13 protein-coding genes are annotated in these 16,293 nt (G+C 38.7%); 8 read left to right on the forward strand and 5 right to left on the reverse strand.

What is annotated here, in order from left to right; translation table 11 throughout:
* Positions 1–40 precede the first annotated feature (40 nt).
* Positions 41–1,582: a site-specific DNA-methyltransferase gene (locus AOT82_RS12685; RefSeq protein ID WP_071003404.1), complete on the reverse strand. Its 1,542-nt coding sequence runs from the start codon at positions 1,580–1,582 to the stop codon at positions 41–43.
* Between the two features lie 296 nt (positions 1,583–1,878).
* On the opposite strand from AOT82_RS12685, the gene AOT82_RS12690 reads away from it, so the two are divergent.
* Positions 1,879–2,901: a nucleotidyltransferase domain-containing protein gene (locus AOT82_RS12690; protein ID WP_071003406.1), complete on the forward strand. Its 1,023-nt coding sequence runs from the start codon at positions 1,879–1,881 to the stop codon at positions 2,899–2,901.
* An 8-nt stretch (positions 2,902–2,909) separates the two neighbouring features.
* Positions 2,910–4,466 carry a ThiF family adenylyltransferase gene (locus AOT82_RS12695; protein ID WP_071003408.1) on the forward strand — a complete coding sequence of 519 codons (1,557 nt, stop codon included), beginning with the start codon at positions 2,910–2,912 and terminating at the stop codon, positions 4,464–4,466.
* A gap of 42 nt (positions 4,467–4,508) precedes the next feature.
* On the opposite strand, the gene AOT82_RS12700 is transcribed toward AOT82_RS12695, so the two are convergent.
* Positions 4,509–5,674 (reverse strand): IS3 family transposase gene (locus AOT82_RS12700; RefSeq protein WP_156770960.1). Its coding sequence is split into 2 segments (ribosomal slippage): positions 4,509–5,416 and positions 5,416–5,674, totalling 1,167 coding nucleotides; the frame shifts between segments, so codons are not numbered across the junction.
* A 184-nt stretch (positions 5,675–5,858) separates the two neighbouring features.
* On the opposite strand from AOT82_RS12700, the gene AOT82_RS12710 reads away from it, so the two are divergent.
* Positions 5,859–6,377 (forward strand): Mov34/MPN/PAD-1 family protein, encoded by a 519-nt coding sequence (locus AOT82_RS12710; protein ID WP_071003409.1) that lies wholly within the window; start codon positions 5,859–5,861, stop codon positions 6,375–6,377.
* Between the two features lie 3 nt (positions 6,378–6,380).
* Positions 6,381–8,003, forward strand: coding sequence for an SAVED domain-containing protein (locus AOT82_RS12715; protein ID WP_071003410.1), 1,623 nt, complete (start codon positions 6,381–6,383; stop codon positions 8,001–8,003).
* 92 nt (positions 8,004–8,095) lie between these two features.
* Here AOT82_RS12715 and AOT82_RS12720 read toward each other — a convergent pair whose 3' ends face one another.
* The 3 genes from AOT82_RS12720 to AOT82_RS12730 form a co-directional block, all read right to left on the reverse strand.
* Positions 8,096–10,354 (reverse strand): ankyrin repeat domain-containing protein, encoded by a 2,259-nt coding sequence (locus AOT82_RS12720; RefSeq protein WP_071003412.1) that lies wholly within the window; start codon positions 10,352–10,354, stop codon positions 8,096–8,098.
* A gap of 651 nt (positions 10,355–11,005) precedes the next feature.
* Positions 11,006–11,518, reverse strand: a complete 513-nt coding sequence (locus AOT82_RS12725) for an IS630 family transposase (RefSeq protein WP_227517133.1) — start codon at positions 11,516–11,518, stop codon at positions 11,006–11,008.
* Positions 11,499–11,855 (reverse strand): IS630 transposase-related protein, encoded by a 357-nt coding sequence (locus AOT82_RS12730; RefSeq protein WP_071002712.1) that lies wholly within the window; start codon positions 11,853–11,855, stop codon positions 11,499–11,501. The genes AOT82_RS12725 and AOT82_RS12730 overlap by 20 nt, the downstream gene beginning before the upstream one ends.
* 112 nt (positions 11,856–11,967) lie before the next feature.
* Between AOT82_RS12730 and AOT82_RS13870 the strand changes: the two genes are divergently transcribed.
* The 4 genes from AOT82_RS13870 to AOT82_RS12750 all read left to right on the forward strand — a co-directional run bounded on the left by AOT82_RS13870 (position 11,968) and on the right by AOT82_RS12750 (position 16,113).
* Entirely contained in the window at positions 11,968–12,177 is a 210-nt protein-coding gene (locus AOT82_RS13870; RefSeq protein ID WP_156770997.1) for a hypothetical protein, read from the forward strand.
* Positions 12,178–12,239: 62 nt separating this feature from the next.
* Positions 12,240–13,405 (forward strand): IS3 family transposase gene (locus AOT82_RS12740; protein ID WP_156770960.1). Its coding sequence is split into 2 segments (ribosomal slippage): positions 12,240–12,498 and positions 12,498–13,405, totalling 1,167 coding nucleotides; the frame shifts between segments, so codons are not numbered across the junction.
* Positions 13,406–13,459: 54 nt separating this feature from the next.
* Entirely contained in the window at positions 13,460–14,839 is a 1,380-nt protein-coding gene (locus tag AOT82_RS14130) for an AAA family ATPase (RefSeq protein WP_071003414.1), read from the forward strand.
* On the forward strand, positions 14,836–16,113 hold the full coding sequence (locus AOT82_RS12750) for an McrC family protein (protein ID WP_071003416.1): 1,278 nt from the start codon (positions 14,836–14,838) through the stop codon (positions 16,111–16,113). Before AOT82_RS14130 ends, AOT82_RS12750 begins: the two co-directional genes overlap by 4 nt.
* The last annotated feature ends 180 nt before the right edge of the window (positions 16,114–16,293 follow it).

A 16,293-nucleotide genomic window follows, 5' to 3' on the forward strand; every position in this document is an offset into this window, starting at 1 on the left:
CTTATGGGTATTTTATAAGAAATTCTACGTTTGAGCTGTGTTATTTTAGGGGATAGTTACAGTATGGTATTTGCTTAAATATAATATTTTCACTCTTGAGGCGAGCGTCTCCCATTCGGCTCGTCTCACCATAGATGACTTTTTTACCGTTTTTGGGGTCTTCAGGATGAGGAGGTAATATAGCTAACACTTTTGATGTGAGTACGTTACCACCGTTAGGACGCCTATCACCTAAAATACCATTATAAAGTAGGTAATAAGCGACACCATTATGCACGCCAAGTAGCGGTGATTTGGTAGACTGCTGGAGCGATTGCCGAGTATCGCCATACCAGATGTGCGCGGCGAGCGCATCAAAGCTAATACCTTCTTTTAGCGAACCGTTTTCATTAAAGATCACATCACCTAAGCGGTAAAATTTAAAGCCGCTACCACCTGCCCAGTTGACGTCTTCTGAGATACCGCCTTGCTCACCATCAACTACTTTTTTTAGTCTGTACACACATTGGTTTTCTGCGTGCTCTCCAAGTTCTACACCTATAAACTTACGATTCATTTTCAAAGCTACAGCAGCGCTCGTTCCAGACCCTAAAAACGAATCTAACACTAGATCTCCTTCTTTTGTAGCTAGATGAAGAATTCTTTGTATTAGTCTCTCTGGCTTAGGTGTAATAAATAGCTCATCTTCTAGACCTTCAAAGACGGCTCTAACTTCATTTTTAGACTCAGCATTATGACCTGCTTCATCATAGAACCAAATAGTAGATGGTACTACACCTCCTTCAATTTCTGATAAGAAGCGTTTTTGTGCTGGAACATTATCGCCTTTCTTTCCCCACCAAATTCTATTATCTTTTTCCAAAGCTTTAAATGACTCTTCAGAAATACGCCAATAAGATCCTTTTGGTGGGCCATCGATAACTCTTCCAGAAGGAGACTTAACCTCATATAGACCTTTACTATAAAAATTTCTAGCTTGGATTGGCGTAGCTTTCCAAGGACCTCTAGGATCGTTATCATAATTTTTATAAGCTTTATTCTGTTTTTCAGTTCTTGGTAAAGAGTTAATAAGCCATCGATCTTTAGATTTTGCATACACGAGGCAATGATCATGCATTTCGGAAAAATATTTTGCTGAGTTTTTGATTGTGTATACTTTCTGCCAAATACAATTCGATATAAAGTTTTTGCGTCCAAATATTTCATCTAAAATAACTTTGGCATAATGTGCTTCATTATCATCAAGCGTAATCCAAATAGAACCATCTTCAGATAGTAGCTGATGCAATAGCTCTAAGCGTGGGTACATCATCGACAGCCATTTGCTGTGCTCGAGATTGTCGTCATAGTGTTCAAAGGCACTTTTAGTGTTGTAAGGCGGGTCAATAAAGATGCACTTCACCTTCCCTGAATGCGTCGGAATGAGCGCCTTTAATGCATCGAGGTTATCGCCTTGAATGAGCATATTGTCAGTATCTGACTCGCCATACGATAATTCTGGCACTAGCTCTAGCAAACGATACGGACAGTCACGCGCTGTGGTCAACGCTTGCTCTTTATTTAACCAGTTCAATATAGGCATATCGCCTTACTTCCTCTTTTTTTGTCAGCCATTAAAGGCTTATTTAGTGCTTGATATCCTGAGTGGTAATTTATCATATAACGCGATAGCTCTCACCGGGTATCGACTAGTAATGCAATATCTTAAGCTTTTGCTTTGGTAGAGCTACTTTAAGCTATTGTTGGATTTTTTTCAGCGTTGATTTGGATGGATGCGACATTATTTGTCGTATGCAAATGTTCTGTACCTATCAATGTTGGTAGAGACTTGATATATTCTATAACTATTAAAACTTAACAATTATTGAGAGGTGTAATATGGCAGATTTGCAGAAACAGTTCTTAGAATTCCATAATGCTATTAAATTAGGCACTTATGAAGAAAACGACTTTTTACGTGAAAAACGCGACCTAATCATCGATAAGCTTAAGAGTAAATTGGCAGAAAGAAAAGACGATGGCTATCCTCAGTATGAAAGAAGCTTCAACCAAGGAAGCTACGCTTTAAATACAGGTATTAAACCTGTCAGAACTGGTGATTACGATATTGATGTTGGTGTATTACTGGACTGCCATAAAGAAGACTATAAACCGGTCGAATTAAAAGAGTTAGTCGCAGATTGTATCAAACACAATAATCGGACTGTAGAAGTGAGTCGTTCATGTGTGACAGTGACATATATGAAGGATGGCAAACCAGATTATCATGTTGATTTGCCAATATATGCAAAGTCTAGCAACGTATACGATGATACATATTATCTAGCTAAAGGTAGAAAAGGTTTAGCTGAGGCTAAGCGAGTTTGGCAGGCAGCGGATCCTGAAGGTATCAATTCAATAATCAATGGTTTATATAAAGGCAATGATACCTATGAAGATAATGGTTCTGATCAACGTAAACAGTTTCGTAGATGTGTACGCTACTTAAAAAGATGGCGTCATCATAAATCTGTTGAGATTCATAGTATTGGGCTGACCATGGCAGCATATCATTGGTTAGAACCAGGTGTAGATACCCAAAATGATGGAGAGGTTTTACTAGAGTTAGTTGAAACTATCCTGAGTAATTTTGATTACTTTGGTCGTCTCAGCATTAATCTCCCTATAACACCCGGTGGTGATTTGCTAAAGTCTGTTAGTGATGAGGATATGGCTATTATTAAGGAGCGTTTTGAAACACTAAGAGATAATTTACAATCAGCCGTCAATGAGCCAGACGCGCATGAAGCCAGTAAGACATTAAGAAAAATTTTTGGTGATGACTTTCCAGTAGTGGACAAAACCGATAAAGCTAAAAAAAGTAATGAAGCGCCATATGTCAGCACTGGTTCATCAGCGTAGGGAATGTCATGACAATTAGCGATGGCGTACAGCAAAGCTTTGAACAACACATTCAGTCTCTTAATGGCAAGAATATTGAGAGTGAGGATAGAAAAGATGGTTTTATAGCCATAGGCTTTGATTTAAATATTCATGGACAGACAATCCCTTTATCAGTCAAATATATTGATCAAAAGCGCTGGCTATTGCTGCCTACCGTATCAGTTACTCAATGCAACTTACCAGCATTAGATCATGTAGGTAATAACGGCTTGATATGTGTTAAAGATCATCAAGGTGAGATGTTTGATAGCGCTGACTTATTTGGTCTCTTCAAATATGCTGTAGATACGGCTATAAGCATTCTGACGAATGCTCTTGAATCGTACAGTGCTGGAAACAGAGAGGCTTTATATGAAGAGATCGATGGTTACAATCAAACAGTCGTATCGGATGACCCTATTGTTATTGCGACGCATAATCCAAATCAGTCTGACAACTTATATGCATGGTGTATTAATCTTACGAAACAACGTAATACACCTCAGTGTCATTACATCAAATACTTAGTTGACAGAGCTAATCAACATCCACTTAGCTCTAGCCCTTATACTGCTATAAAAGTAACTAAGATATCCTTACCTCGTATCGAGGATTTTGTTATTCCTAATCTTTTCACATCCTTTGATGAACACTGGTGGGAACAACAAACCTTAAACTTCAGTACCCAACAGTTAGACAGCTTAAACAAGAAAAGTAAGTTTAAAATCGTTCTCTTAGAGATACCTACACCCAAAATGCATACATACTTGGTCATTTCCTACTATCAGGATATGACTTCAAATAAATATCGCAATTTTAAGGCTCAAACTTTACAGCGTGGCTGGCGCGAATACTTACTTAATCGTACTGGGGTTGAGTCTCAATTTTCAAGTAAGAAAACTGTTGTGATAGCTGGCTGCGGTTCAGTTGGATCAAGAGTTGCAGAGATACTGGTTGAGTCAGATATCGATAAGCTAATACTGGTTGATTATGATGATATGAAAACTGACAACGTTATGCGGCATTACCTTGGAATACAAGATGTTAACCAGTCAAAGGTTAGTGCCCTTAGAAATCGTCTGCAACAAAACATACCTGAGTTAGAGATAGTAGCTTACAAGACTAATATCTTAAACTGGCTCATTAGTCAAAACAGTGAACAGCTATCTGAAATTCATTCTATAGTGTTAGCTACAGGTCACCCACCAACAGAACTCGAAGTGTGCCGACGCTTATATACATATGATACCAGTGTTCATGTTGCATCTGGTTGGCTAGAAGCTTACGGATTGGGCGGTCATATTTTAGGATTTAATAGTAATAAAGATGGCTGTTTGAAGTGTCTTTACTATGATGACGATGGCAATCCTTCAAATTATATAAAGACCAGTTTGTTTAGTAATCCTTCTGGCATAGTTTTATCAAAAAATATTACTGGATGTGCTGGAGCGTTCACAGCATATGGTTCAGTCCACGCTATGAAAACAGCAGTGATTATAGCTGAGTTCGTGATTGAACTTAAAACTGGATTACAATCGTGGTGACCTCTGCTGTCAACAACGGAGAAAAACACTTGGTAGATTTCATCAGGCAGCCTGACGGTAAAAGTCTTGGAATACTTGAGCAGGCGACTTAAATCCTAACCCTTTTTGTATCCGTTGACGGTTGTAAAAAATCTCAATATATCTTGTAACATCAGCGATGGCTTGCTGACGAGTTTCATAGACCTTGTGGTAAATCAGCTCATTTTTTAGCTGACCCCAGAAACTCTCAATCGGGGCATTATCGTAGCAATTGCCTTTTCGGCTCATAGAGCCAGCTAAGCCATGCTTTTGAATGATTTGGCGGTACTGATAACTGCAATATTGGCTACCCCTATCAGAATGCACGATAAGCCCTTTAGCGGGTCGTTTATACTTGATGGCATTGTTTAACGCTTGGCATACTAAATCAGAGGTCATGCGTTTATTTAGGGCATAGCCCACGATTTCTTTGCTATACAAGTCTTTGACCGCTGCTAGATATAACCAGCCTTCATTGGTCCAGATATACGTTATATCGCTGACCCAGGCAATATTGGGTGCTACCACGTCAAATTGCTGTTCTAGCAAGTTTGGATAAACAGGCTTGTTGTGATTTGAGTCAGTAGTCGTTTTAAATCGCTTGTGACGCTTGCAGTAAATACTATGTTCTTGCTTAATTTGTCGCACCATGTAAAGGCTGATGTCATGTCCTTGGTTAGTTAAATGCTGATGTAAGCGTTCATGACCGTAGCTTTCTTTGGTATCCATGTGAGCGGATTTGACCAGTAATTCACAGCGGTTGTGGTGCTGTTTTCGCTTGCTGATGCCTCGCTTTAGCCAGTCATAGTAGCCTGATAGGCTGACTTCAAATAGGGTCGCCATACGTTGTATGCAGTATTTTAATCGATTCTCTTGCATAAAGGCGTACTTGGCTACTGGTTCTTGGCAAAGTACGCCGTTGCCTTTTTTAGAATTTCTCGTTCTTCTTGAGCGATTTTTAGTTGTTTTTTAAGGTCTTTGATTTCATCCAAGGCGGCTATGAGTTCAGGGTTATAGTTTTGTGTGCCTGCAAGTACGCCGCTTTCTGCTTTCCTGTGCCAGTTCGCTAGTGTGTTCATGGGTATCCCTAGCTCCTTAGCCGTTTGACTGATGTTGCCGTTATTTTCTTTGATTTTGGCGATGGCTTCGGCTTTGAAGGTGTCGCTGTATTCTACTCTTTTCTTACTCATGGTAAACTCCTGTTTAGATTACAAGTTTACCAAATATTTTTGTCCGTTTTTTTCAGCATACATCATGGTGCGCTACCAATAAATTACCGATTGACTATGGCTTAGAAGCTACTAAGCACCATGAGGCAGCTCTACAAAATGGTGGTTATTATTCACAGTCATTAAGCTCTATCAAGGTGGCAGGATGCTCATGTTGCAGTACCTAAACAACCGCATCGTATGGAAGGAAAATGATAAAGCATACGATGGCGCAATATCAGAGTCTGTAATAGCCGCTTGGTTCGGTTTTAGACAATCGCACGTAAGATCAAAGGAAGCTGGCGGTATATTATTAGGCAGATACTATCCAGATAGTCATACGATACTGGTAGACGACTTAACGACGCCCATGTTCAGAGATAAGCGTACTCGTACTACTTTCTTTCGTTCCAAATCTCACGATAAAGCTCTGAAAAAATATTGGAAAGACACCAAAGGTTTTGGTGGTCTTCTAGGGCTATGGCATACACATCCTGAGCCAAAACCTAATCCATCTAATACCGACTTAAATGATTTAGCCAGTCAATTCACTAGCTCTAAATACCTATCAGAACGTATTTTGTATGTCATCGTTGGTACGAGTCATATTGGCTTTTGGATTGCCTACTCTCAAACCTCTAGAATATTTTTAGGCTATTTACCTTTTTATAATAAGGACGATTGAAAAATGACTACGAATAACCTATCTGCGAAAACTCAGACTTTGCATGATCAATCCTTAAATAAAACTATATTTACCGACCTTGAGTCAGCCAAACAGTATCTCGATCATCTTAGAGAAACAGGATTGCAATGGGATCGTGTTGGCTTTCTTTCAGACGCAAGCTACCATAACTTAATGACACTACTGTTCAATGACGGTGAATTGATTGATGTTTTTAGATTTTCTCTTCAGCGTGACGATAATGAAAAGTTGGTTTCATACATAAGTGATAGCTACATAATAGACACGAGGTTAAAAGTTTCCGAGAAGGAAGAATTTAGTTTGGATGATTTTCAGTCACAAGAAAACTTTAAGAATCTGTGGGATGAAAATAGCATTAGCTCTAAGAAGCTTAATGCCAAGGAAACTACTAAATTATTCAAACGGTGGAGTTTAGGTCGAGAGAAAATTAAAGGAAGAGGAAACAAATTTAGTCAATCGACCAAACGCATTGTTATGGAAGAGAGTCATGGTAGATGCATGTTTTCTGGCTGCGGTTTAAGATTAGATTTTGATTCATTATCAGGGCATAGAGGTAACTTCGGTTACATGGCTCATAACATTGCAGCTTCTGAGAGTGGACCTAGAGGAATAATATACTTATCAAAAAATTTAGCAGATGAACCAGATAACGTTCTATTATTGTGTGATATTCATCATAGATTAGTAGATCGAATAGCTAGTTTAGATTATCCCGCATCTAAATTACAAGCTATGAGAACTATGCATGTTCAGCTATGTAACAGTCTACTCAACGCATTGAGTTATACACCTGTTCCAGTATATTTTATTCCGTGGAGCGTAAATGGACAAAGTATAGAAACGCCGGATCCAATGTCAATTTCGAAATCATTGAGCGTAGTCAAGTGTAGGCCAAAAAATGACTTAACTCCTATAGACTTTGGTGTTCCTGATTCAAGACACAGCATCCAAGAGTTCCATAGAAGATGTTCAGAGCATATAGGAAACTCTGTTAGCCAAATAAAGTCATGGGCTAATGGTAGTAGCGCAGCTGTATTTGCTTTGGGACCAACTTTTGCTTTAATAGGTTTTGGCGCAAAATTTGGCAATAAGTCTAAATTAATGCCAATGCTGCGTTACAGAGATGCTAGTAGTTGGATGTGGCCTGGGGTGCAGCCTAGAGAAGATGCATTTATTATTGACGAGCCAGAGATTGACTCAGGGCAATCTGAGGTTATTGTTAGCGTCAAACTAACCGCAGATGCTGCAATGATTGATGCAACAATTGAGCATCTTAATCAACAGGTCCAAGACAAGCTTCCAGTAATAAATATATATCCTCCTAAAACTTATGGGTACGGTAATGGCGCAATAGCACATCCACTTGAAGGTGAAAAACTAGCTAATAGGCTTAAGGAAATTTTCACTAACTTAAATCAGAAGCATGGTATTAAAAAAATACATCTATTGGTTTGTGCCTCAAATGCGGCCTGTGTATATATTGGCCAAGCTGTAGATAGATTTCAGCCTGAATTTATAGTCTACGACTATGGAACCGAGATGATGGAGCCCAAACTTAGAATATACAATGATGAGAATACTACGGTCGTTGAAGGTATGCCATAGATTGCTATACGTATATTTGATCTAATATAACCTGAAAGCAATAATACTTTCTTATGGCTATCAGGTTGTATTAAAAGATTACGCTAATGAAGTTAATTCACTTCATCACTACTAGCTAAAGTTAAATGCCTATCTATGACTTCCAGCACATCGTCTGATTTAAAATACTTACAAACTCTCTCATAGCCAATAGCTTGACCATCTCTACGATCTCTATATACCGTATTGATAATGTCATCTTTTGAGTACTCATTAGCGTTATCCAACATATAAGAGACCAGTTCAGCTTCATTAATCTCACAAGCTAATAAAAATGGAGTGTACCCATCGATGCCATGCCAGTCATATCTAGCGCTAGGATTTGCACCTCGATCAATTAGTAGCTTTGCTATTTTTCGCATTTCGCTCAAATCGAATATCTCGTAGTTTGCCTGAATTTTCTCTTGGAAAAAGTTAGATACATCTTTAAGAATAGCCGTTGCATCCGAACTTTCCCTACTTTGGGCAAGATAGCGTTTCACTTGCTGTCTATTAACACCAAAACTACCTTGTGTATCTCTGATGAAGGTAGAAAACTCAAAGTCGCTCATTTTTTCTATTACGACTTTTGGGTCTTTAGCCATCATATTAAACTGGTTAAGTAGCAGTTTTGAGTTCTTAATTGTTCCGATTAGAGATATACACATGGTTAGTGCGTCTAGATGGCTGCCACCACCTTTTTGATTGACATCTGCCCCTAAGTTTACAATATGTTCGACGACATCAGGTCGTCCCGTCTGCACGGCACTTAATAATGGGAAAAGATGCTTTTTAGCGGTTACCGCGTTGATTGTCTTTGGCGTATACTCCAAACCTTTAAGCGCTTGATAAAAGCTATCGTCTGGTTCATGAGGCTCTGTTAAATTCATATACTGCAAAGCAATTAATAAAGCTGATTCATTGTTATCAGAGAGGATATTGATGTCAGCACCAGCTTGCAAGAGTTTATTAACAGCATTTAGGTCTTCAAGCAACGTATTCCAGATGAGCTGTGTCGTTACTTGCTTCTTCTTATTCTTATCTCTATGGAGCTTGCTATTGTCATTTAGCTTTACTTTCTTATTGGGCTTTTTGATGTCAAGCGCTAGCTCTTTTGCGTTTAAATGTATAGGTAGAATAGCTGAGCTCACTTGATATTTTTCTGGTAGTTCAACCTTGAAATTACTGAACACCCTTTGCGCGTTGCTCCGCCACATATTGATCTCCCAGTCTTCAACTAGGTTTTCTTTCTTCCGTTTGGTATCCCCAGTCACTATCGTAGGTAGAGTGTAGCCATATAGATTTTGGACACTTTTTAGCTTGGATATTAAGCTCATATCAGGGGTTTCTTGCCAGCTAGCAATAACGAAACCAACTTCAATAATTCGCTCGCATAAATGTCCTGACCGATATAGGCTCAGCTCAAATGCATTAAAAAAATATTCTTTGGCCTGTTTTATTTCATCCTTCGAAAAACTGCTTAAACTATAAGTTAGCAGTTCTAAAATAATAGTAGAAGGTCGATGAAGAAACTGCTCATCTTTCTTCTGATATAGAGTGGCTACATATTGCATATCACTCTCGTTTAGTGCTAATAGTAAGTCTTCAAATTGAACCATTAGAGCTTCAAGAGATTTAGGCGACTTGAAATATTGAGTTAATAATTCAAAATCATTATGTCTTTTAAAGTAACCAATAGCACGAGCCGTTATTAAGAAGACGAGGATATTTTTTGAGATATCATGGCGCTTAGGGTTGAGAATCGACAGCAAACTGCCATAACTGGGTAGATCATCGCCGCGACGCCAGGCCGTAATTTTATCCTTATCACCCTTAGGTAAACCTGCATAAAAGGCACTCCAACCTTTAACCCGTTTTTTAACTATTTTAAAAGCAAGCTCCAAACTTGTAGAGGTATCGGTCATTAGCTCAATATAGTCAGATTTTTGAAAGGGTTTTGTTCTTACCCCTAAAAAAGAGACAATATTAATTAAGTGAGGGCAAAAGAAGGCTTCAATTATCCAAGGTCCAATATCATCTCTATTTCGCTCTGATAGACCGTAGTTTGCTATTACCTTCAGGTAATCGTCAAACATTTGGGCAATCAAAGACTTAAGCTCGTTCTCAACTGATCTTTTTAGCTCAACTCGTTCGATAACTTTATGTATATGTATATTGATAAGCTGGTCAAGCTCATTCTTACTTAGATATAGATCATGACATTTGTTATCTAACGATTCACTATCATTCTTGCTATCAATAGCTCTAGCAATCGCTCTTACTACTTCAGCAGGGAGGAAATAAGGGGTTTTCTTAATGCTTGTATTGCTCATTACACATATCCTTCTTTTGCATGTTTAATATCATTGATAAAATTCTTAAGTGCCCTATGATCGCTCGGCGTTTTAGAAAAAGTAACAGACTGTCCACATGGTGCAACGATCTGATTGTGTTTTCGTTTCTTTCTAAATAACCAGCCTTGCTTTATTAGGCGCTTTATATGATGATTAAAATCTTTGTTGCTTGAATATCTCATATTTTTGAAAGCAGATGTGGCTTGCTACCGCATCTGCCTCTCCAAATTGATTATATTTGAATTTATTTAGGCTTTGCATTTCCGCGATTTGATCCCGACGAATTGCTTGAACCGTTCTTAGTTGGCCAATTCCCACCGTTGCCTTGGTTTGAAGTTGGTTTTGATTGCGTAGACTTACTCATGGTGTTGCTCCTATTTTGTGTATGCCTTTAGTGGCATGAGTATAGTCTCAAATACTTGGGCAATCTCCCACTGGGTTAATGCCGTAAAAATTTTTATTTTTTAATAGTTAGAAAAAATTATATGGAAGATTGTTTAATGGATGTCAGACAGCGTAATGAGCAGTACACATGGATTCCGGCTTTTAAAGCTATTGCGGATTGGATAGTTGACTACGAGGACAAGCAGGAAGAGTTAGTCAACATACTCGCTAAAACTGGTATTATAGTCAGTTCAAAATAAAATTGTTATGGCTAGGACAAACATCATAAAACAATTTGGATAAGTCGTTTTCCATCCAGCCTTGGCGTAGAAACTTCACTTGAGCCCATTTCTTTTCGATAGGGTTTAGGTCTGGGCTGTACGGCGGCAACCAAAGAATACGATGCCCGTGCCTGTTTAGTAGCTTTTGAATGCGTTTGCTTTTATGAAATTTGGCGTTATCCATCACAATCACGCATTTTGTTTTAAGACTTGGGATTAGTTTGTGTTTGCACCAGTGATAGAAGACAATGCTGTTGATGTTTGTCTCAAAGTAATCAAGCGCAAACAGCATCTTTTCATACAGAGCACCAATAACGTTGGTTCGCCTTTTACCTTGCCAGTTGTAGCTATCGATACAAGGCTTACCAATCGGTGCATAACCATGAGAGCGAATGGTTTCAGACTCAAAGCCACTTTCATCCATATAAACGATGGGATAGCCTTGCTGCGTAAAGCTATTAAGCTTTCCCTGATACACCGCTCTTTTTATTGGGCAAGCTTTTGGATGCTCTAATGTCTTTTTTTTGACTGATGCCTAGGCGCTTTAGGGCATGATAAATGCCTGTTTTACTACAGTTTAGACGACGGGCTCGCTCATACTGGTAATCATCAGGATGTTCTTTAACATCATTAAGTAGCACGTCATCTGGTATTTTATAGGGTTTGGTTTGCCTGGTTGTTTTGCTATGAACACGCCGCTTCCAGTTTTGTATCGTGGTTGGGCTGAGGTTATAGAATTCAGCTGCCTCGGCAAAGGTCATACCCTCGTCTAAGCTTTTTAGCACTTGTTTGCGAAAATCTAGTGAGTAAGTCATGGTCTTTATAATAACAATTGGGTTTGATAATTAGTTTATAACATTTTTAAGTGGGATTGACTATACTAAAGGATTAGAAGATGAATACATAGAAGAAGAAAAAAAAGAAGCATTGAAAGAGATAGATCCTTTTACTTTTTTTGCTGCTTTTATGAAATTTGGAGTTAAAAATAGAGAAAAACTAATTAGTAAATTAATAAATGTAATTGGGAAAGATATTTCTCTTCCTAAAGATTTTGATGGCGTACCCACAGCTCAGGCACTAAAGTTCTGGTTGTTTCCATATAAATATATACGTTCTGATGACTCCATCCCTTTGTGATGTATGCTGAAAAAAACGGACAAAAATATTTGGTAAACTTGTAATCTAAACAGGAGTTTACCATGAGTAAGAAAAGAGTAGAATACAGCGACACCTTCAAAGCCGAAGCCATCGCCAAAATCAAAGAAAATAACGGCAACATCAGTCAAACGGCTAAGGAGCTAGGGATACCCATGAACACACTAGCGAACTGGCACAGGAAAGCAGAAAGCGGCGTACTTGCAGGCACACAAAACTATAACCCTGAACTCATAGCCGCCTTGGATGAAATCAAAGACCTTAAAAAACAACTAAAAATCGCTCAAGAAGAACGAGAAATTCTAAAAAAGGCAACGGCGTACTTTGCCAAGAACCAGTAGCCAAGTACGCCTTTATGCAAGAGAATCGATTAAAATACTGCATACAACGTATGGCGACCCTATTTGAAGTCAGCCTATCAGGCTACTATGACTGGCTAAAGCGAGGCATCAGCAAGCGAAAACAGCACCACAACCGCTGTGAATTACTGGTCAAATCCGCTCACATGGATACCAAAGAAAGCTACGGTCATGAACGCTTACATCAGCATTTAACTAACCAAGGACATGACATCAGCCTTTACATGGTGCGACAAATTAAGCAAGAACATAGTATTTACTGCAAGCGTCACAAGCGATTTAAAACGACTACTGACTCAAATCACAACAAGCCTGTTTATCCAAACTTGCTAGAACAGCAATTTGACGTGGTAGCACCCAATATTGCCTGGGTCAGCGATATAACGTATATCTGGACCAATGAAGGCTGGTTATATCTAGCAGCGGTCAAAGACTTGTATAGCAAAGAAATCGTGGGCTATGCCCTAAATAAACGCATGACCTCTGATTTAGTATGCCAAGCGTTAAACAATGCCATCAAGTATAAACGACCCGCTAAAGGGCTTATCGTGCATTCTGATAGGGGTAGCCAATATTGCAGTTATCAGTACCGCCAAATCATTCAAAAGCATGGCTTAGCTGGCTCTATGAGCCGAAAAGGCAATTGCTACGATAATGCCCCGATTGAGAGTTTCTGGGGTCAGCTAAAAAATGAGCTGATTTACCACAAGGTCTATGAAACTCGTCAGCAAGCCATCGCTGATGTTACAAGATATATTGAGATTTTTTACAACCGTCAACGGATACAAAAAGGGTTAGGATTTAAGTCGCCTGCTCAAGTATTCCAAGACTTTTACCGTCAGGCTGCCTGATGAAATCTACCAAGTGTTTTTCTCCGTTGTTGACAGCAGAGGTCAGAGGACTTCGTGGAAGGTATTAGACCTGTAGTTGTAGAAGGAAACGATAATAATTCAAACATTAGCTATGAAGTGGTTGATGGTGTTTTCAAGCAATTATGTACTAATGCCATAACAACAGAACAGACGGGCTCTACACAAACAGTCAATATTGAAGGTAAGAATATATGGAAGCTTTCTTTAGGAAATACTAATATCTCCGATGAAAATGAGATATTTAATGAATGCATTGATAACAATTATGTGCTTCTAGGTTGGGGTGATGACATCGACTTTTCGAACTGTAGTAATCGTAGAGAAGTAGTTGCAAAGATAGAGCAATCGCATAACATTTCTTTAGCTGATGATCCTAGTAACTATAAAGCTACAGCTGTTAATATTTTCAAAAATGCGGTTAGTATTGGTGATCTAGTAATCATATCTAATGGTAACCATAAGTTCCGTGCTATTGCTGAGATTACAGACGACTATGAATTTTTAGACACGAAAGAGCGCTATGGATTTCAGCAATTAAGAAAGGTTAAGTGGCTGCGTATATATAGCCCGAGTCTTCCAAAAGAACGTTTATTTGATAAGTCATTGTCTCAGATGGCTATTTATCAGTTACGTGACACAACCATTGATCGAGAAAAATTAAAACATTTGCTTACTCCAGAACCTACTACCAATTCTAGAGAGTTACCACATTTAATTATTATTGATGAAATCAACCGCGGCAACATATCCCGTATTTTTGGTGAGCTTATTACATTACTTGAGCCTGATAAGCGTAAAGGCGGTACAGATGCGCGTGAAGTTATACTGCCTTATTCAAAACTACCGTTCTCAGTACCCTCAAATCTCTACATACTAGGCACTATGAATACCGCTGATAAATCTCTTGCACAGCTAGATTTAGCATTACGCCGTCGATTTGATTTTGTTGAGCTATTACCTCAACCTAAACTATTAGATGGCATAAAAGTTCATGGCATTGCTGTATCTAAAATTCTGACAGTAATGAATCAGCGTATTGAAGTCCTGTTAGATCGTGAACACGTCATAGGGCACTCGTATTTTTGGTCCTTGAAAGACTTAGATTCAGATGACGAAAGAGAAATTGAATTAGGTAACATTTTTAAGAGACGGATTATCCCGTTACTTCAGGAATATTTCTTTTCAGATTGGGAGCGTATTGGCTGGGTGTTGAATGATCCTAGTAAACATACATCAGAACAGTTTGTTCAAACTAGGGAGATAACTCCGACCGTTAGCGAGTTATTTCATAGTAGTATTACAGGTCTAAACGACCGTCGTTATCATATTAATAAGACTGCTTTTAACAATCCTGAATCCTATAAGAAAATACTAATCCAGACTGAGTCTAAAATTTTGGATAGCGAAGCATGATTCAAGTCAGAGAATATGCTCAGCTGACAACAGATAAGACAGCATGTCCTAGCTTAGATTTAGCTATTATCAAGCAAGAAACTTTTGATTGGTTAGTGCAATTAAGCGAAAAAGAGAGCTATGGACGGTTTATTACTTATAAGCGTCCACAATACTTACAGCTGCACTCTTATGTGGGCTATTTAGAAAGTCCTTGCGGCGAAGGTATTGAGGTACTACCAAAGACAGGGTTAGGTTTACAGGAACCAGATAATAGCAGAGCCGTCTTATGCAAAATGTTGAGCTCCGTTTTGCAATTGTCCTATAAAGAGGCTCAATCTGCCAATCTCAATCGAATGAACCTACCTATTCACGAATGGATATACTACCAGTTTTTATATTTGCTAAAGGAGCTGGTAGCGTCTGGGCTCAGATTTGACTATCAGCGAGTCGAAGAAGAAAGTAGATTTATTCGCGGCCAGCTTGATATTACAGTTCAACAAAGGCAAACGGTTGGTAGAGCTCATCTTTTTCATATTCGTCATGATGTCTATCATTCCAATCGACTTGAGAACCAATTAATTAAAACGGCATTGGATTACGTACAGCAGCACTGTAGAAGTTCTGAGAACTGGCGACTGGCTAATGAGTTCTCACACATCTTAGACCCTATAGCGAGTCTTAGAGAGCCTCTAAACTCAATGCATAAGTGGTCAGACATCAAAATATTGCAATCCTACCGAGCGATAAAGCCATGGTGCCAACTAATACTTGAAAAGCTTAATCCAAACTTTCAAAAGGGAGAGCATCGGGGTATTGCATTGTTATTTCCAATGGAAATTTTGTTCGAGAAGTATGTAGCAAGATGCCTACGACGAGATATTAAGGCGCCCTGGCAACTAACAACACAAGCTTCTAGTAAGCACATGGTGAATAACCAAAAAGGTTTAAAACCGCGCTTTCAATTAAAACCTGATCTATTAATCAGTAAAGAAAGAAGAAATCACCATGTACTTGATACTAAGTGGAAGTTAATAAGCTTCAATAACAGTGATAACAATTTCAATATCAGTCAGTCGGATATTTATCAGTTATTTGCTTATGGTTATAAATATTTGAACGGGTGTGGGGACATGATGCTTATTTATCCTAAGCATCATCAGTTCGAAATACCTTTGGAGTGTTTTTATTTAGCAGAAGAATTGAGATTGTGGGCTATACCATTTTGTATTGAAACTGACAAAGTGGTTATCGGTGAATGGGTAGAAAGGTTTCCGTCTTTATCTAAAGCTTAGTTTGAGCTTCACATTTAAGCTACTAGACTTATCAGTAAGCATGAACTTTAAGGATCAGTTACAGTCAGCAACTTTAATAACCTTGGTCACAAAATGGTCACCGTTTGGTCACCGAGTACTTGGTCACCGTTTTTCAGAAGATAGGGCGCATGCAAAAAAACTTGTCATTCATACATTATC

Source organism: Psychrobacter sp. AntiMn-1 (assembly GCF_001854065.1).
Taxonomy (GTDB): domain Bacteria; phylum Pseudomonadota; class Gammaproteobacteria; order Pseudomonadales; family Moraxellaceae; genus Psychrobacter; species Psychrobacter pacificensis.